The sequence below is a fragment of the Nocardia sp. NPDC055053 genome, assembly GCF_053608285.1.
Window position 1 is genome coordinate 1 of sequence record NZ_JBSGVD010000058.1, and the last position, 14,932, is coordinate 14,932.

Here is a 14,932-nt window from a genome sequence, read left to right on the forward strand (position 1 = left end):
GCCCGGCACCTGACCGCAGGTGCCGGGCTCGCGGCGTTTTCAGCTGTTCGCCGCCCGTCCGGTCAGCAGCCACAGGACCCGGTCGTAGGCCAGGAGCTGATACGCGACGAGCACCGCCGCGGAGACCAGCGCGAGACGGGACAGGCCGGCGCCCCACAGCGCCGCGGCCCCGCCGAACAGCACGGCGAACTCGACGACCAGCCGCACCGCACCGGGGACCGGCACCGGTGCGGCGCCGCTGCGGCTCGGATCATCGGGTACCGCGAACGTGCCCCACAGCGCCGCGGCCACGATCGGCAGCACGACGACGAGCAGATATCGCCAGGGGGAATCGAAGGCCCGCCATCCGTACACCCCGAACGAGGCGATGGCGATCAGTTCGAGCAGGAAACGCGCGGCCAGCAAGGCCGGATTCAGTGACACGGCAGGAGCGTACCGGTGCACAACGGCCGGTCCGAGCGGCATCCGCACGCTATCGTCGGGACGTGTCCTGGATGATCTACGGTGCCAACGGATATACAGGTGGCTTGATCGCCGCCGCGGCGGTGGCGGCGGGCCACGCGCCTGTCCTCGCCGGGCGCGCGAGCGAGGCGGTCACGCGCGTGGCTGATCGGCTCGGCGTGTCGTCGCGCGTGGTCGCGCTCACCGACGACGACGCGCTGGATGCCGCGCTCGCCGATGTCTCGGTCGTCGCGCACTGCGCCGGACCGTTCTCGGCGACCTCGGCGCCGATGGTCGAGGCATGCCTGCGCACCGGAACGCACTACGTCGACATCACCGGCGAGGTCGACGTGTTCGAGGCGATCTACGCCAGGCACGACGAGGCCGTGGCCGCGCAGGTCGCACTCGTGCCTGGTGTCGGCTTCGACGTGGTCCCCACCGAACATCTCGCGGTCCGGCTGGCCGCGCAGCTGCCGGAAGCGACCGACCTCGACATCGCGCTGATCAGCCGCGGCGGCTTCAGCGCGGGCACCCTGCTGACAGCGCTCGAGGCCGTGGGGCTCGGTGGCCGGGTGCGCAGCGGTGGCGAACTGGTCGCGGTGCCGATGTCACACCGCTCGGTCCGGGTGCCGACGACGCGGGGGACGGTCGTCGCGCACAGTGTCGCGCTCGGTGACATCAGCGCGGCCTACCGCTCCACCGGCATCCCGAACATCACCGACTTCACCGTGGTGCCGCTCGCCGCGGCGGCGGGAGTGGCCGAGCCGGTGCTGCGCCGGATTCTCGGCGTCGGCCCCGTGCGGCGCGCCGCGGCCGGTGCGGTCCGCGCACTGATCTCAGGGCCCTCCGATGCCCGCCGCGCCGAAACACGCAGCGAGCTGTGGGCACGGGCCATCGCGCCGGATGGGCGCACCGCCTCGGCGGGCCTCGTCGTGGCCAACACCTACGACTTCACCGCCGCGAGCACCCTCGCCGCGGTGGAGCGGCTGCTCGCCGGCGCCCCTGTCGCGCCGGGCGCATGGACGCCGAGCCAGGCCTTCGGCGCGGATTTCCTGGAGGCGATACCGGGCGGCCTCGTCGAGAACCGCGAGCTCTGAGCCCCGGCTCAGCGAGCGTTGACCAGTGCGGTTCCGGTGGCTCGGTCGTGCATGCCGCGACCGTCGGCGTCGGTGAACAGCGCGGGGACGACGAACACCAGCAGCACCTGCCTGGCCAGCGCGCGCACGAAACCGACCGCCACCGGGGCGTCGATCCGGATCACCCGCAGCTTCATGAAGTACTGGCCAGGGGTGAACCCGAACAGCGTCACCGCGGCGACGCCGATCACGAACCACACCAGCAGCGGCACCGACGACGAGACGAAGCTGCGGGTGATGACCGCGGCGATGCCGACCGCGATGAACCAGTCGATGAACAGGGCGACGACCCGGCGCCAGGTCGCGGTCAGTGATCCCGCCCCTTCGCGCGGCAGCCCGTACAGCTCGCCGGGGTAGCCCGATGTTTCCGAATCGCCCGGTTCCGCCGGGTTGCCGGAGAGCCATGTGCCGGTGATACGCGCCATGGCACCCAGGATAGTGGCGCGCTACCGCCCGCCCACGACCGCATTAGTGGAGGTCACGTCATCGCACCATCGGGCGGATGGCAGGATTACGATGCAGCTCGCGCCCGGATGGCAGACATCACCTCGAATCCGGCACGCGTAACACTGGCGAAACACAGCCTTGACTGTAGGGAAACACCGCGTCCATAGCGTCAGGTCGCGACGAACCCATGCATCGTGACTGGCTGGGAACCGATCCGTAAGGAGAACAAGTGACGTTCAGCACGGCCGAAGAGGTCATCCAGCACATCAAGGAAGAGGACATCGAATACGTCGATATCCGCTTCTCGGACCTTCCCGGCGTCCAGCAGCACTTCTCGATCCCGGCCAAGGCGTTCACCGCCGACCTGGCGGAAGAGGGTCTGGCGTTCGACGGCTCCTCGGTGCGTGGCTTCCAGTCGATCGACGAGTCGGACATGCTCCTGCTCCCCGACTTCAGCACCGCTCGGATCGACCCGTTCCGTGCCGCGAAGACGCTCAACCTGAACTTCTTCGTGCACGACCCGTTCACCCGTGAGGCGTACTCCCGCGACCCGCGCAACATCGCGCGCAAGGCGGAGGAGTACCTGCGTTCGACCGGTATCGCCGACACCGCCTACTTCGGTGCCGAGGCCGAGTTCTACATCTTCGACGGCATCCGCTACGGCTCGGGCATGAACGGCTCGTTCTACGAGATCGAGTCGATCTCGGGCTCGTGGAACACCGGCAACGAGTTCAACCCGGACGGCAGCCGCAACCTGGGCTACAAGGTCCGCAACAAGGGCGGTTACTTCCCCGTCGCCCCGTACGACCACTACGTCGACCTGCGCGACAAGATCTCGACCAACCTGCAGAACGCGGGCTTCGAGCTCGAGCGCGGCCACCACGAGGTCGGCACCGCCGGTCAGGCCGAGATCAACTACAAGTTCGGCACGCTGCTCGGCGCTGCGGACGACCTGCAGCTGTTCAAGTACATCGTGAAGAACACCGCGTGGCAGGAAGGCAAGTCTGTCACCTTCATGCCGAAGCCCCTCTTCGGTGACAACGGCTCGGGCATGCACGTGCACCAGTCGCTGTGGAAGGACGGCAAGCCGCTGTTCCACGACGAGGCCGGCTACGGCGGCCTGTCGGACCTGGCGCGTCACTACATCGGCGGCATCCTGCACCACGCCCCGTCGCTGCTGGCGTTCACCAACCCGACCGTCAACTCGTACCACCGTCTGGTGCCGGGCTACGAGGCCCCCATCAACCTGGTGTACTCGCAGCGCAACCGCTCCGCCGCGGTCCGCATCCCGGTCACCGGCAACAACCCGAAGGCCAAGCGCATCGAGTTCCGCGCGCCTGACTCCTCGGGTAACCCGTACCTGGCCTTCGCCGCCATGATGATGGCCGGCCTGGACGGCATCAAGAACAAGATCGAGCCGCTGGCTCCGGTCGACAAGGACCTCTACGAGCTGCCGCCCGAGGAGGCCAAGAACATCCCGCAGGCCCCCACCAGCCTCGCGACGGTCATCGACCGCCTCGAGCAGGATCACGACTACCTCACCGAAGGCAACGTCTTCACCGAGGACCTGATCGAGACCTGGATCCAGCTGAAGCGCGACAACGAAATCGCGCCGGTCAACCTGCGTCCGCACCCCTACGAGTTCGAGCTGTACTACGACGTGTAAGTCGCAGCAGCCGATTCGTCGGTAGCAGTGTCTGAATCGCCCGTCCACGGTATCCGTGGGCGGGCGATTTGTGTTGCCCTACGCGCATTAGGAACCACCGAGCGACATGGACTGCACCGTGCGCGTCGTGCAACCGTCCGGTGCGGCCTGGCCCGCCAGGCGGTCATCGATCCAGTCCAGGACCGCGGGCGTCGCGCTGATCGCGAGGCTGACGTGCTCGCTCAGACCGTCCCGGACCTGGGTGATCGGCGCCCCGGACGCGCACCACTGTGCCACCGCCTGATCGGTCTTGGTGATGTCGATAATCTCGTCGTGCACGGCGTTGTAGACCAGCAGCGGTGCGGTCGGCACCGTCGGGCCGAAGTCCAGGCCGTCGAAGGACGCCTGGACCTGCTCGATCAGTTGCGTGAAGGGGATCGTCAGGTAGTCGTCCAGGTTCATGAACGCGTGCTGGGACACGTTCTGCGTCACGCATTTGCTGTCACCGGCCGCGATCAGGGCGCGCCCGGCGGGCGTCAGATACGTGTCGAAAGCCGCCGCCAGGCGGGGATCGGCGCGCATCATGCCCGGCAGCATCGACGGCAGGAAACCGGAGAACAAACCGGAGTTCAGCGTCTCCAGGTAGCTGGCCAGGGGTGCTGTCCAACCACCCAGGGCAGCACCGGTCAGCCGGAGTTCGGGAGCGTAGTCCGGATGTACCTGCGCGGCCCAGCTGGTCCCTATCGACCCGCCGGAGTAGCCCACCGCGGCTACCGGGGTATCGGTGCCGGACAGGCCGAGCGGCGCGAAACGCTCGGCGGCGCGCACCCCGTCGAGCACGAGGTAACCCGGCTGTCTCGGGGCGACCAGCGTCCCCTTCGGCCCCTCCCAGTCGGGGACGGAAATCGCGTGCCCGGTCGACAGCATCTGCTCGATCTGAATGAGATCCAGCGAGGAGTCGTACTTGTCCGGCGCTCCTTGCCGGAGCACGAACGAAGGCGCGCACTGGGGGGCCGAGGCATCCGTGGCGGCCTGATAGCTGATCAATCCCTTGACCTGCCCGGTTCGTGGGCGCAGCACCGTCGTCACGGTCGCCATGGGCCTGCCGTCGGTATCGGTCGTTCGATACAGCAACTGCCAGGCATCGGCGTCCTGCGCCTGTGGCGTCAGCGAGGCCACCTCGACGGGCCGCGAATTCAGGATCGTGCCCGGCGCCTCCGAGTCCCAGCCCGATGGTGGGGTGTAGAACGGGTCGTTCTGCGGAGTTGGCAGCGGATCCGCACTACTGACCGCCATGGAGGTGCCGGTCAAGCACAACACGGCCGATATCGCGACCACCATTGAGCGCAGTTGACCGCGCTTGACCACTGAATGCGCTGCACCACACGCTGATACGACACTGTCTGTCATGCTGACTTCCCTCCCAGGGGACCGCTGCCTGCGAAGGAATCCCCCTGAAGGCAGTCAGGCTACCTTCCGGAATCGGGATGGATACCCGAACCGACGACGAAGATCGCGCCGGGCTATCGGGCGGCGAGCTTCGAGTGGATGGCCGTGATGAAGGCGGCGGGATCGGGGTGGGGACCGGGGCCGAGGTTGAAGTGGCTGCGGTTCGCCCAGGATCCCAGCATGGTGGCGTCGCTGCGGTCCGCCGGCTGGAAGGTGGCGTGTTCGAGGGTGAATACCCTGACGTCGTCGGAGTTCTCGGGCAGGACGATCGCGACGAAATGTGCTTCCGCCGCGGCGGCCGGTGCCGGTAGTTCGACGAGCAGCAGCTGGAATCCCTCCGCGTCGACGCGGCGGCCCGTGATGCCATCGCTCGGCAGGCGGTCGTCGTCGGCCAGTCGCTCACCGACGTTGTCCCACAGGTACTTCAGCTGTTCGGCGTAACCGTGCGGCGGCTCGTCGGTGACCATTCGCGAGCCGAGCCGCTCGGCCAGGTTCGGCAGGACCTGGTGTGCGAACTGGTAGTGGTGGGTTCTCGGCTCGGTCATGATGGGTTCCCTCCCGTATCGCGCGGGAATTCCCCGCCCGTGCCGGACAAGCTACCCGCCGGGTCCGACACCTGGGCACAGTGCCCGATCGGTGCCGATCAAGCTCGGACGAACAAACGCAACGATTCGTCGACGACGGCGTCGCGGGTGCGGCCGTCGGGGTCGGCATCCGGGCGGAGCCAGATCGAAGCGTGGTTCAGGATGCCGTGCAGGCAGTGCAGCGCGACCGCGGGGTCGGGGCAGTCGAATTCGCCTGACGCGATGCCCGAGTCGACGACCTCGCGGAAGATCCGATCATGCCGCCGGCGCATGGTCTTGATGGCTTCGGTGTGCTCGGCGGGCCACGGCGCGGGGAACGAGAAGAGCTTGCCCACTTCGGGATACAGCACCGTCAGCACCCGCAGTTGCTCGGCGACGAGGGAGCGAAGCCGGTCGGTCGCGGATCGATCCGCCGCGGCATCGAGAGCTTCGCCCAGGTGGGTCAGCACATCGGAGGTCAGCTTCTCCAGCGCCGCGGAGACCAGCGCGTCCTTGCTCGGAAAATAGTGGTAGAGCGTGGCTTTCGCGATGTCGGAACGCTCGGCGACGTCTTCGAAGCGCATCCCCTGATAGCCGCTGCCGGACAGGATCTGCAGCGCGGCGTCGATCATCTCCGCCTTGCGGCGATCGCGTCGTCTCGCTGCGCGCCCGGCGGGCGCGACGCTCTCGTCCGCAATCGAAGTCATCGGCCGATCATATCCGGGGCCGGTCGTCGAACCATCCCGCCCAATTGCCCGGCCTCCACACGCTTGTGAAGTCGACCACAAGGATGGTTAATCGACTAGCAAGATGAAAACTCGACCCGTAGGTTGAGTTTTGTGACGGACATGAGCGCATCGGCGACCAGCTACTTCCAGCGACTCGGTACGCACCGTTTCGTGCCGACCGTCCACGCGGGCGGCGCCTGGAGCACCGACGAGCAGCACTTCAGCCCGCTTGCCGGGCTGATCGTCCACGAGATCCAGCGCACACGGGCGCGCGAACAACGCCCCGCGCTGGTCATGAGCCGGATCAGCTTCGACATCCTCGGCCGGATCGGGCTCGAGGAGTTCGACATCGACGTCAAGACAATCCGACCCGGCCGCACCATCGAACTGGTCGAGGCCACGGTCACCGTCGCGGGCCGCAGCGTGGTGAGCGCCCGCGCCTGGATGCTGAGCACCCAGGACACCGACAGTGTCGCGGGCGGTGAGCCCGACCGGCTGCCCGCACCCGAATCACTGTCGCCCTGGCCGCTCACCTCGGTATGGCCCGGCGGCTACATCGCGTCACTCGACGCCCGCCCCGTCGGCCGCCCGCAACCAGGGCGAACCACCGCCTGGATCCAGTCCGCGGTGAATCTGGTCGCCGGGGAACCCGTCGATCCGCTGGCATCGTTCCTCGCGCTGGTGGATACCGCGAACGGCATCGCGGTCCGGCAGGAGCCGACCAAGTGGATGTTCCCCAACGTCGATCTGACCATCCACCTGTACCGGCAACCCGAAGGCTCCTGGACCGGCCTCGACACCAGCGTCACGTTCGGCCACGCTGGCCAGGGACTGACCACCACCGTGCTGCACGACACCCGCGGACCGGTGGGAGTCGCCGAGCAGATCCTGACCGTTCGTCCGCAGCCGTAGCGACACAGCTCGGCCCCCGGATCTCGGGGCTGGACGGCGCTGCCGCGAGCGGCGATAGTCCATCCGTGCAATGGGGTGTGATGGTCGCGCGGGTCGCCGCCGGTGTGGCGTTGGTTCTGGGTATGGCGACGCCGGTTTCGGCCGAGCCGGTCGATGTGGCGTTCACGTGGACACAGGAGTATCTGACCGCACCGGACGGCACGCGCCTGCACGCCGATGTCCTGCGGCCCCCTGGCCTGGCCGACGACGTGCGCACCCCCGTACTGCTGACCGCCAGCCCGTACCGCGCGCACCTGGCCTACCTCACCCAGCCGCGCCCCGAAGGCGGACCGTCCACCGACAACCTGCCGGTGGAGTGGGCATTGAAATCCGGCTACACCTACGTGATCGTGGACCTGCGCGGCTTCGGCGGCTCCAACGGGTGCCCGGATTTCGGTGGCCCGGGAGAGCAGTCCGACGTGGCCGCCGCGGTGGAATGGGCTGCGAGCCGACCGTGGTCGACGGGCCGGGTCGGCGTGGTCGGCACCTCCTACGAAGGCTGGACCGGCATGCTCGCGCTGGCCGCGAAACCGAAGGGACTGGCCGCGGTCGCTGCCTTCGAGCCGGTCGTCGACCCGTACTCCTACCTGTACATGCAGGGCATCTCGTGGAAGTTCGGCGGAAAACCGCTGACCGAGGACGGCCTTCGCCCCGCCGACCTCGCCGGTCCGGAACATCTCGCCATCGCCCACACACCGGGCCGCTGGGACGACTCACCCGAATACCAGGCCAACGCCCTCCAGATGACCGAGGAGTGCACCGACCGCTATCTCGCGCTCACCACCGACCACAACGGCGCCAACCCCGGCTGGCGTGACCGCGACATCGTCGAGGACCTGCGCGGCAACACGACTCCGCTGTTCCTCGGCCAGAGCTTCCTCGACTCCAACACCAGAGCCGACCGCGTCCTCGACGCCTGGCAGGGGATGGGCCCCGGCGAGCACCGCGCGTGGTTCGGTCAGTGGGGACACTCGGACTGCCGCAGCCGCTGCGGCACACCGCATTTCAATACGGAGCTGGCGGCGTTCCTGGACCGGCACGTGGCAGGCGCGGCCGTGGAAGTTCCCGGACCGCCGGTCACCGTCGGCCAGTTCGACGGCGGCTGGCGCAGTGAAAAGGTCTGGCCCCCAGTCGATTCTCAGCGCATCACCGTCGACCTGCGCACCGGCACGTTCCAGGATCGCGGACTGCTCCCAGGCCCCGACCGCGAAATCTGGTCGATCTCCGCACCCGTGACCAGCGCACTGCACCTGGCAGGCCGGGCAACCGCGACGCTGAACCTCGCCGGACCGCCGAATGCCACTGTCGCCCTGGAGCTCTACGACATCGCACCCGACGGCCGCGCCACCGTCATCACCCGCGGCATCGCCCCCGTCAGCCCGGAGGCGCAGATCCGCTTGCTCTGGCAGGACGCCCGCCTGGCGACCGGCCATCGCCTCGGCATCCGCGTCACCGATGTCGTCGACGACGTCTGGTCCCACACCCCGGCCAACGCCACCGTCACCGTGACAGCGGCCCGCCTCGAGCTGCCGTTGCTCACCACCCCACGCGAGACGGATCTCGCAGGCGGCGTACCGATTTGGCATGCCAGGTGGCGGACCGAGGAAACGATCCAGCTCGACCCGGCCCTGCTGAACGATCCCGCGCGAGCCGTCGACCTGCACAACCCGGTTGGTTAGGAGCGTCGCAACCACATGAGCCACCAACCGGCGCGGGGACACCAACCGCGGAGGTCGAGACAGGCGCGCCGGCCGTCAGCGGCGTAACAACACCGCCGCGTCATGGCATAACCGGTCGATGATCGCGGCGGCGGGTTCGATGTGGGTGATGAGGCCGACGCCCTGCCCGGCGTCCACCGGCGCGATGGTGACGTCATCGGATTCGATGGCGGCACGCAGCATCTCGGCACTCGGCCGCGACTCGTCGAACTCGGGGCGCGACCAGGGATCGGTGACATCGTTGCGCAGCACCCGAGCCGGATAGATCGGCGGCCACGGCAGGTCGAGCGTTTCGTCGAACGCGGTGGTCACCACGGTATGAGTGGAATCGGCCGCGAGCATCGCCCGCCGGGCGTTCTCGGGCACCAGCGACTCGTCCGCCGCGGCCAGGCACGTCCCCAGCCATGCCCCCGCCGCACCGGCAGCGAGCACCGCGGCGAGTGTGCGCCCGGAACCGATCCCGCCCGCCGCCAGCACCGGAACCGTCGCGATGTCGAGCACCGCGTCGAGCAGCGGCAGCAGCGCGAGCCGGTCGGCGCCGTGCCCACCGCCTTCGCTGCCCCGTGCGACGAGCACGTCGATGCCGGCGTCCTGCGCGCGATGCGCACCCGGCACGTCGTAGACCTGGGTCACCGCCAGAATCCCCGCCGCCTGCACCACCGGCACCCACGAGAAATCGGTGCCGAAACTGATCGACAGAATGCGCGGCTTCGCGGCGATCGCGGCCTCGAGCAGTCCGGTTTCGCGCTGGCGCACCCAGTCGACGAGCCCGATCCCGGACGCCGTGCCTCCGGCGGCGGCGAGCTCGCGCTCCAGCGCGGCCACCGATCCGGCGCTGCCCATCCCGATCATGCCGAGCCCGCCCGCCGCGGTCACCGCCGCCGCGAGCCGTCCGCCCGCCGCACCGCCCATCGGCGCGTTCACCACCGGCACGCGCAGATCGATCGAACGCGACCACGGTGTCGCCAGGATGTCCTGTTCCGCTGTGCTGGTCATGGGCTCGGCACCTCTCGTCGTGGCTCGGCCCACCCATCATGCCAAGCGCCGGTGACAGTGATCGCGCACGCCGCGTGCGAAAGGCCGAGGACCGCGCCGCTCAGGCGTATGTTCGTCAGCAGAGTCGCAAACGACGAACGGGGGTTTCCGATGACGATCAGGGATCGGCTCGAGGAGGCGGTCGCCGCGCCGCCGACGGTGTTCGGCGAACCGATGGAGACGGCCGACGGCACCGTGATCACCGTCGCGCGCGGCGGTGTCTTCGGTCGATCGGCCCACCCGGTCGGCGTGTTCGTGGTGCACGAGGGCCGCGCGCACTGGACACCCGCCGTCGACTCCAATCGCATCGCCCAGCTGGGGGAATGGATCGGCCTGCTCACCGGCGTGATCGCGACGCTGGCGATCCTGCGCCGTCCGCCGTGGCCTGATCTGCGCTGCCGCTGAGCCCGTGCAGGGCCAGCGCCTCGAAACGTCGCCATGCCTGTGCCGGCGGGACGGGGTCGTTCGGGTCGATCACCGTGCCGAGGACGCCGACCAGTCCCCACGACAGGAACGCGACGGTATCGGCGGCCAGGCCGTCGACCAGTTCGCCGATCAGGTCGGCCACGCAGCGCCGGTAGGAGTGCAGCACCGTTGTGGTCGCCTTCGGCCCGATGAGTGGCTGATACACCTCGGGATACTGCGCAGCGAGGTGGAACATCACCCGTAGCGGTGCGATCGGCGAGCCGGGGCCGGTGGTTCTGGCGATCTCGCGGCGGAGGAACTCGGTGCAGCTGACCAGCAGTAGATCGTCCTTGTCGCGGTAGTGCGCGTAGAAGGTGGAGCGCCCGACGTCGGCCCGGTCGATGATGTCGCTGACAGTCACCCGGTCGTAGCCGCGTTCGATCATCAGCTCGATCAGCGCACGGTGCAGGGTGTCCCTGGTCCGGCGGACCCGGCGATCGGTGTGCTCGGCCATCGTTCCTCCACGGGACGGATGCACCGGATGTGTCCGGAATCGGACAGATCCGGCGGTTCTGGTTCTGGTCGCCGCCGTGGCTGCGTTCGACCATGGACCCATGTCAAAGAACCAGCTTCTCACTCCCATGTTCGTCGACGACAGCGACACCGGCCTGGTCATCGCGGGCCTGCGCCGCTACAACCTGTTCACCACGGTGTTCTTCCTGGGCAGACAGCGTCGTCTGCTCGCCGAGTTCGTCGCGAAGGCCGGTATCGCACCCGGCCACCGCACGCTCGATATCGGCTGCGGGCCGGGCAAACTCGTGCGCGCCGCAGGCGCTGTGACCGGCCCGTCCGGTACGGCCGTCGGGGTCGACCCCTCGGCGATCGCGGTGGCCGACAATCGGCAGCGTGCCGGCGCGGCGCAGCACCGCTACGAGCAGGCCCCAGCCCAGGACCTGCCCTTCGACGACGGCGAATTCGATGTCGTCACCTGCACTTTCGTCATGCATCACATTCCGGCACCACACCGCGGCACCGCGCTCGCCGAGATGTGGCGAGTCCTGCGCCCCGGCGGCCGCCTTCTGCTCGCCGACGCCTCGCTCACCCCGCGGACGCGACGGGTGCTCGCCCCCTTCTTCGGCGGCGGCAACCCCTTCGCCGACGCCGACATCCGCCAGTACACCGACCAGCTACGCGACACCGGATTCACCGACCTCGACTACACGCAGAGCAAGTACCAAACCGGCATCCTCACCGCGGTGAAACCCGCTTCCCGCTGATCCGGGCCACCTGTCGGTGGCCTCGGCTAGGGTCGATCTCGACAGGTTCGCCGATAGAGCACGGGGGTGCGGCATGGAGTTCGATCAGCGGGAAACCGAAGCACGCGAGTTCGCCGTCGAGGCACACGGCGCCCAGCGCTACGGCGACCATCCCTACGTCACCCACCTGGCCGCGGTGCGCGCCGTGCTCGACGATTTCGGCTACGACGGCTCTCTCGCCGCCGCCGCCTGGCTCCACGACGTCGTCGAGGACACTCCCGTCACCGCCGAGGATGTCGAATCCCGTTTCGGCCGTGAGGTTCTCGATCTGGTGTGGGCGGTCACCGGCGTCGGCCCCAACCGCAAGGCCCGAAACCTCGACGCCTACACCAAGATCACCGCCCACCCACCCGCCGTGATCCTGAAGCTGGCCGACCGCACCGCCAATGCCGAAGCCAGCCCGCCCGGCAGCAGCTGGATGGGCATGTACCGCACCGAACACCCCACCTTCAAGGCCCACCTGGGTGGACTGCTCGCCGACGACCCGATCGTGGCCCGCATGTGGGAACGGCTCGAACGCACCCTGGATCTGTCGGTGGCGCCACCGACAGACCGCTGGGCCGAGATCGACCGGCTCGCCGCGGCGGGTGACCACGCGGGTGCGATCGCCGCGGTGCAGGCCGCGTTCGACTGCAATCCCGGCGAGGCGGAACTCATTCTCGCCGAACGTTCCTGAGCTGGCTGACGGCCCACGATGTACTGGCGGGCGGCAGACGCGACGGGGCCGTCTGATGCGAACCGATATGCCCGAGCGCGCTCGAGCGAAGTGGCTGATACTCGTGGTTGAGCGTCCGGGTACCCGGACGTCTGCCGGTCAACCGGTCGCATTCACTGCGTGCGCCTGGGCGGCGGCGAGTTCGTCCTCCGGTCGCTGGTGGTCCCACCGTCATCGGCGATCCGGGCCGGTCGCCATTCGAATCGGCGACGTGGCAGCCTGCCGATCCGGTCTCCACCGAGTTCGATACGGCGCAGGGATGGCCGATGAGCGAGCGGCGTCGACGGTGAGCAGCTGTGCGGCAGCGGCAGCCGCGAGCTCCTGATCCAGTTGCTCGTGACCGGAGGTTCCACCACCACCCGGTCCGCCGTCATCGGGGACGACGCGGCGGGCCGAGAGGTGCACGGCGTCGACGCCGGCGCGGTGCAGGGCCGGTATGTCGCCGACGGTGACCCCGCCACCGCCCATGATCTGGATCCGTCCGGCGGCGTGGGTGACCATCGCGGCGAGTTCGTCGAGACCGTCGGCGCAGCGGGCGGCGCCGCCGGAGGTGAGTACCCGGGTCATTCCCTGTGCCACCAACGTGTCCACGGCGGCCGACCGGTCGCCGACCTGATCAATGGCGCGATGAAAGGTCAACTCGATGTCATCGACCGGAACACCGTCGAGCATCCGCTCCAGCACCTCGGCATCGACCCGATGGTCAACAGTGAGCGCCCCGACGACAAGTCCGGCCACTCCCGCCGATACCGCCGCCCGTGCATCGGCATTCATCACCGCGATCTCGTCAGCCTCGGCATACACGAAACCGCCTGCCCGGCAACGGATCAGCGCATGCACCGGAAACCCCGTCGCGACAACCGCCTCGATCATCCCGATGCTCGCGGTCAACCCGCCCGTACTGCCCAGCGCCGCACACACTTCCACCCGATCCGCACCGACCCGCCGCGCGCCGACTGCACCCGCCACATCCTGCACCGCGAACTCGAGCGCGGTCATGGGGATAGCTCCACGGGGAGCCCCACTCGTACGTGCCGAGTGGAATCGGAGTGCACGTTGAGCATGCATCTGGCTACCGGCATGGCGCGGTCCTACTTCTGCCAGAGTGTCGCCGCCGCCGGCAGTTGACGTTGTGTTCGATCGGATTCAGCCATCTGGTGGCTATTGGTTGAGGTGTATTGTCTGTGGCGTGGACGACGTCGTGCGTTACACCTACCGCTTGCGACCTGGCGTGCACGCGGTGGCGGCGCTCGAATCTGAGTGGCATCGCTGCCGATTCCTGTGGAACGAAGCTGTCAACCAGCAACTCAGCGGCGCCAAGCCGTCGTTCGTACGGCTGTCGAAGATGCTCACCGAAGCACGATCTCGGACGGCGTGGCTGCGGGAGGGTTCCCAAGTGGCCCAACAGCAAATCCTGCGCAACTATGCTGCCGCCCTGGACCATTCGTTCACGATAAAGGGCCGTGGACGGCCGAAATTCAAGCCCCGCAAGACTTCCCTGCCATCGCTGGAGTATACGGCGCGCGGGTTTTCGATTCGAGACCGCAGGTTGCGGCTGCCAAAAGGAGTGTCGGTCCCGGTGGTGTGGTCGCGGGAATTGCCGTCCACACCGACGTCCGTCCGCGTATACCGGGACTCTCTCGGGCACTGGTACGCCTCGTTCGTGACTCGCAGGCCATCCAAACCCTCGCCAGCCGCGACCGGCGCTATCGGTGTCGACTGGGGGGTCACCACCACCGCGATCACCACCAGCCCCGCATATGACCTGCCGTTTGCAGGGTATCGCCGCCGCTGCGCCGCAGAACTTGCACGTGCGCAGCGGAAGATGGCTCGTCGTCGTCGCCCGCGCGGGCACATGCCATCCAAGGGATACCTGCGGGCGCGGCGTGAGGCTGCCCGGTTGCATAAGAAGGCGTCCCGCCAAAACACTCACGCTGCGCGTGTGTGGGTCCGTCGGGTGGTCGCCGATCACCACACCATCGCAGTAGAGGACTTCAAACCACGGTTCTTGGCCAAATCGACGATGGCCAGGAAAGCGGCTGATGCCGCGATCGGGTCGGCCAAACGCGAACTGATCGAACGTGGCACGCGGGCGGGCCGGAGGGTGGTGTTGGTTCCGCCCGCCTACACGACGATGACCTGCGCGAGCTGTTCTGTGAGAGCCAAACGACCGCTCGCGTTGGGTGAAAGAGTGTTTCGTTGCGAGTTCTGCGGGCACACCGCCGATCGGGACCGCAACGCCGCCAGGGTGATTCTGGCGACCACGGTAGAACTCAACCGTGCCGGTGTTGACGACGTTGGACACTGCCTGCCTCCCTCCGTGGATGCGTGTGGTGCGGTCCGAGCTGGAAATCCCCCGGTCTCAGCCGTCGGGAGGGGTTAA

General features: G+C 68.3%; 16 protein-coding genes. 8 read left to right on the forward strand and 8 right to left on the reverse strand.

The genetic code is table 11. The features are described from left to right. Positions 1-39: 39 nt before the first annotated feature. Positions 40-423 (reverse strand): YrdB family protein, encoded by a 384-nt coding sequence (locus tag ACWF82_RS32545; protein ID WP_452507411.1) that lies wholly within the window; start codon positions 421-423, stop codon positions 40-42. Positions 424-494: 71 nt separating this feature from the next. On the opposite strand from ACWF82_RS32545, the gene ACWF82_RS32550 reads away from it, so the two are divergent. Continuing rightward, positions 495-1,538 carry a saccharopine dehydrogenase family protein gene (locus ACWF82_RS32550; RefSeq protein WP_452507435.1) on the forward strand — a complete coding sequence of 348 codons (1,044 nt, stop codon included), beginning with the start codon at positions 495-497 and terminating at the stop codon, positions 1,536-1,538. Positions 1,539-1,546: 8 nt separating this feature from the next. On the opposite strand, the gene ACWF82_RS32555 is transcribed toward ACWF82_RS32550, so the two are convergent. Next, on the reverse strand, positions 1,547-2,002 hold the full coding sequence (locus tag ACWF82_RS32555) for an RDD family protein (protein ID WP_379308697.1): 456 nt from the start codon (positions 2,000-2,002) through the stop codon (positions 1,547-1,549). Positions 2,003-2,253: 251 nt separating this feature from the next. Here ACWF82_RS32555 and glnA point away from each other — a divergent pair, with 251 nt between their 5' ends. Beyond that, positions 2,254-3,690, forward strand: a complete 1,437-nt coding sequence (gene glnA, locus ACWF82_RS32560) for a type I glutamate--ammonia ligase (RefSeq protein WP_452507412.1) — start codon at positions 2,254-2,256, stop codon at positions 3,688-3,690. A gap of 87 nt (positions 3,691-3,777) precedes the next feature. Here the strand turns inward: glnA and ACWF82_RS32565 are convergent, their stop codons facing one another. The 3 genes from ACWF82_RS32565 to ACWF82_RS32575 all read right to left on the reverse strand — a co-directional run bounded on the left by ACWF82_RS32565 (position 3,778) and on the right by ACWF82_RS32575 (position 6,388). Further along, positions 3,778-4,965 (reverse strand): lipase family protein, encoded by a 1,188-nt coding sequence (locus tag ACWF82_RS32565; RefSeq protein ID WP_452507413.1) that lies wholly within the window; start codon positions 4,963-4,965, stop codon positions 3,778-3,780. 227 nt (positions 4,966-5,192) lie between these two features. After that, the gene (locus tag ACWF82_RS32570) at positions 5,193-5,663 is read right to left on the reverse strand and encodes a hypothetical protein (RefSeq protein WP_452507414.1); all 471 of its coding nucleotides are present in this window, start codon (positions 5,661-5,663) and stop codon (positions 5,193-5,195) included. 98 nt (positions 5,664-5,761) lie between these two features. Beyond that, positions 5,762-6,388, reverse strand: a complete 627-nt coding sequence (locus ACWF82_RS32575; protein WP_452507415.1) for a TetR/AcrR family transcriptional regulator — start codon at positions 6,386-6,388, stop codon at positions 5,762-5,764. Between the two features lie 141 nt (positions 6,389-6,529). Here ACWF82_RS32575 and ACWF82_RS32580 point away from each other — a divergent pair, with 141 nt between their 5' ends. Both ACWF82_RS32580 and ACWF82_RS32585 read left to right on the forward strand, forming a co-directional pair. Beyond that, positions 6,530-7,321 (forward strand): thioesterase family protein, encoded by a 792-nt coding sequence (locus tag ACWF82_RS32580; protein ID WP_452507416.1) that lies wholly within the window; start codon positions 6,530-6,532, stop codon positions 7,319-7,321. A 65-nt stretch (positions 7,322-7,386) separates the two neighbouring features. After that, positions 7,387-9,039, forward strand: coding sequence for a CocE/NonD family hydrolase (locus ACWF82_RS32585; protein WP_452507417.1), 1,653 nt, complete (start codon positions 7,387-7,389; stop codon positions 9,037-9,039). A gap of 75 nt (positions 9,040-9,114) precedes the next feature. Here the strand turns inward: ACWF82_RS32585 and ACWF82_RS32590 are convergent, their stop codons facing one another. Continuing rightward, positions 9,115-10,050 (reverse strand): NAD(P)H-dependent flavin oxidoreductase, encoded by a 936-nt coding sequence (locus tag ACWF82_RS32590; RefSeq protein ID WP_452507436.1) that lies wholly within the window; start codon positions 10,048-10,050, stop codon positions 9,115-9,117. A 174-nt stretch (positions 10,051-10,224) separates the two neighbouring features. Here ACWF82_RS32590 and ACWF82_RS32595 point away from each other — a divergent pair, with 174 nt between their 5' ends. Continuing rightward, positions 10,225-10,518 (forward strand): hypothetical protein, encoded by a 294-nt coding sequence (locus ACWF82_RS32595; protein ID WP_452507418.1) that lies wholly within the window; start codon positions 10,225-10,227, stop codon positions 10,516-10,518. On the opposite strand, the gene ACWF82_RS32600 is transcribed toward ACWF82_RS32595, so the two are convergent. Then, the gene (locus tag ACWF82_RS32600; protein ID WP_452507419.1) at positions 10,451-11,032 is read right to left on the reverse strand and encodes a TetR/AcrR family transcriptional regulator; all 582 of its coding nucleotides are present in this window, start codon (positions 11,030-11,032) and stop codon (positions 10,451-10,453) included. The genes ACWF82_RS32595 and ACWF82_RS32600 overlap by 68 nt on opposite strands. A 100-nt stretch (positions 11,033-11,132) precedes the next feature. Here ACWF82_RS32600 and ACWF82_RS32605 point away from each other — a divergent pair, with 100 nt between their 5' ends. Both ACWF82_RS32605 and ACWF82_RS32610 read left to right on the forward strand, forming a co-directional pair. Further along, complete coding sequence (locus ACWF82_RS32605; RefSeq protein WP_452507420.1) at positions 11,133-11,795, forward strand: class I SAM-dependent methyltransferase; 663 nt, start codon at positions 11,133-11,135, stop codon at positions 11,793-11,795. Positions 11,796-11,868: 73 nt separating this feature from the next. Continuing rightward, positions 11,869-12,510: an HD domain-containing protein gene (locus ACWF82_RS32610; RefSeq protein WP_452507421.1), complete on the forward strand. Its 642-nt coding sequence runs from the start codon at positions 11,869-11,871 to the stop codon at positions 12,508-12,510. A 210-nt stretch (positions 12,511-12,720) separates the two neighbouring features. Here the strand turns inward: ACWF82_RS32610 and ACWF82_RS32615 are convergent, their stop codons facing one another. Further along, complete coding sequence (locus tag ACWF82_RS32615; RefSeq protein ID WP_452507422.1) at positions 12,721-13,548, reverse strand: copper homeostasis protein CutC; 828 nt, start codon at positions 13,546-13,548, stop codon at positions 12,721-12,723. Positions 13,549-13,738: 190 nt separating this feature from the next. Between ACWF82_RS32615 and ACWF82_RS32620 the strand changes: the two genes are divergently transcribed. Continuing rightward, positions 13,739-14,932, forward strand: a complete 1,194-nt coding sequence (locus tag ACWF82_RS32620) for an RNA-guided endonuclease InsQ/TnpB family protein (RefSeq protein WP_452507423.1) — start codon at positions 13,739-13,741, stop codon at positions 14,930-14,932.

Excerpts from the sequence above, each read along its gene's own strand:
- ACWF82_RS32555 (WP_379308697.1), bottom strand. The coding sequence starts at position 2,002 with ATGGCGCGTATCACCGGCACATGGCTCTCCGGCAACCCGGCGGAACCG.
- ACWF82_RS32605 (WP_452507420.1), top strand. The coding sequence starts at position 11,133 with ATGTCAAAGAACCAGCTTCTCACTCCCATGTTCGTCGACGACAGCGAC.
- ACWF82_RS32595 (WP_452507418.1), top strand. The coding sequence starts at position 10,225 with ATGACGATCAGGGATCGGCTCGAGGAGGCGGTCGCCGCGCCGCCGACG.
- ACWF82_RS32550 (WP_452507435.1), top strand. The coding sequence starts at position 495 with ATGATCTACGGTGCCAACGGATATACAGGTGGCTTGATCGCCGCCGCG.
- ACWF82_RS32615 (WP_452507422.1), bottom strand. The coding sequence starts at position 13,548 with ATGACCGCGCTCGAGTTCGCGGTGCAGGATGTGGCGGGTGCAGTCGGC.
- ACWF82_RS32610 (WP_452507421.1), top strand. The coding sequence starts at position 11,869 with ATGGAGTTCGATCAGCGGGAAACCGAAGCACGCGAGTTCGCCGTCGAG.
- ACWF82_RS32565 (WP_452507413.1), bottom strand. The coding sequence starts at position 4,965 with ATGGCGGTCAGTAGTGCGGATCCGCTGCCAACTCCGCAGAACGACCCG.
- ACWF82_RS32575 (WP_452507415.1), bottom strand. The coding sequence starts at position 6,388 with ATGACTTCGATTGCGGACGAGAGCGTCGCGCCCGCCGGGCGCGCAGCG.
- ACWF82_RS32570 (WP_452507414.1), bottom strand. The coding sequence starts at position 5,663 with ATGACCGAGCCGAGAACCCACCACTACCAGTTCGCACACCAGGTCCTG.
- ACWF82_RS32580 (WP_452507416.1), top strand. The coding sequence starts at position 6,530 with ATGAGCGCATCGGCGACCAGCTACTTCCAGCGACTCGGTACGCACCGT.
- ACWF82_RS32600 (WP_452507419.1), bottom strand. The coding sequence starts at position 11,032 with ATGGCCGAGCACACCGATCGCCGGGTCCGCCGGACCAGGGACACCCTG.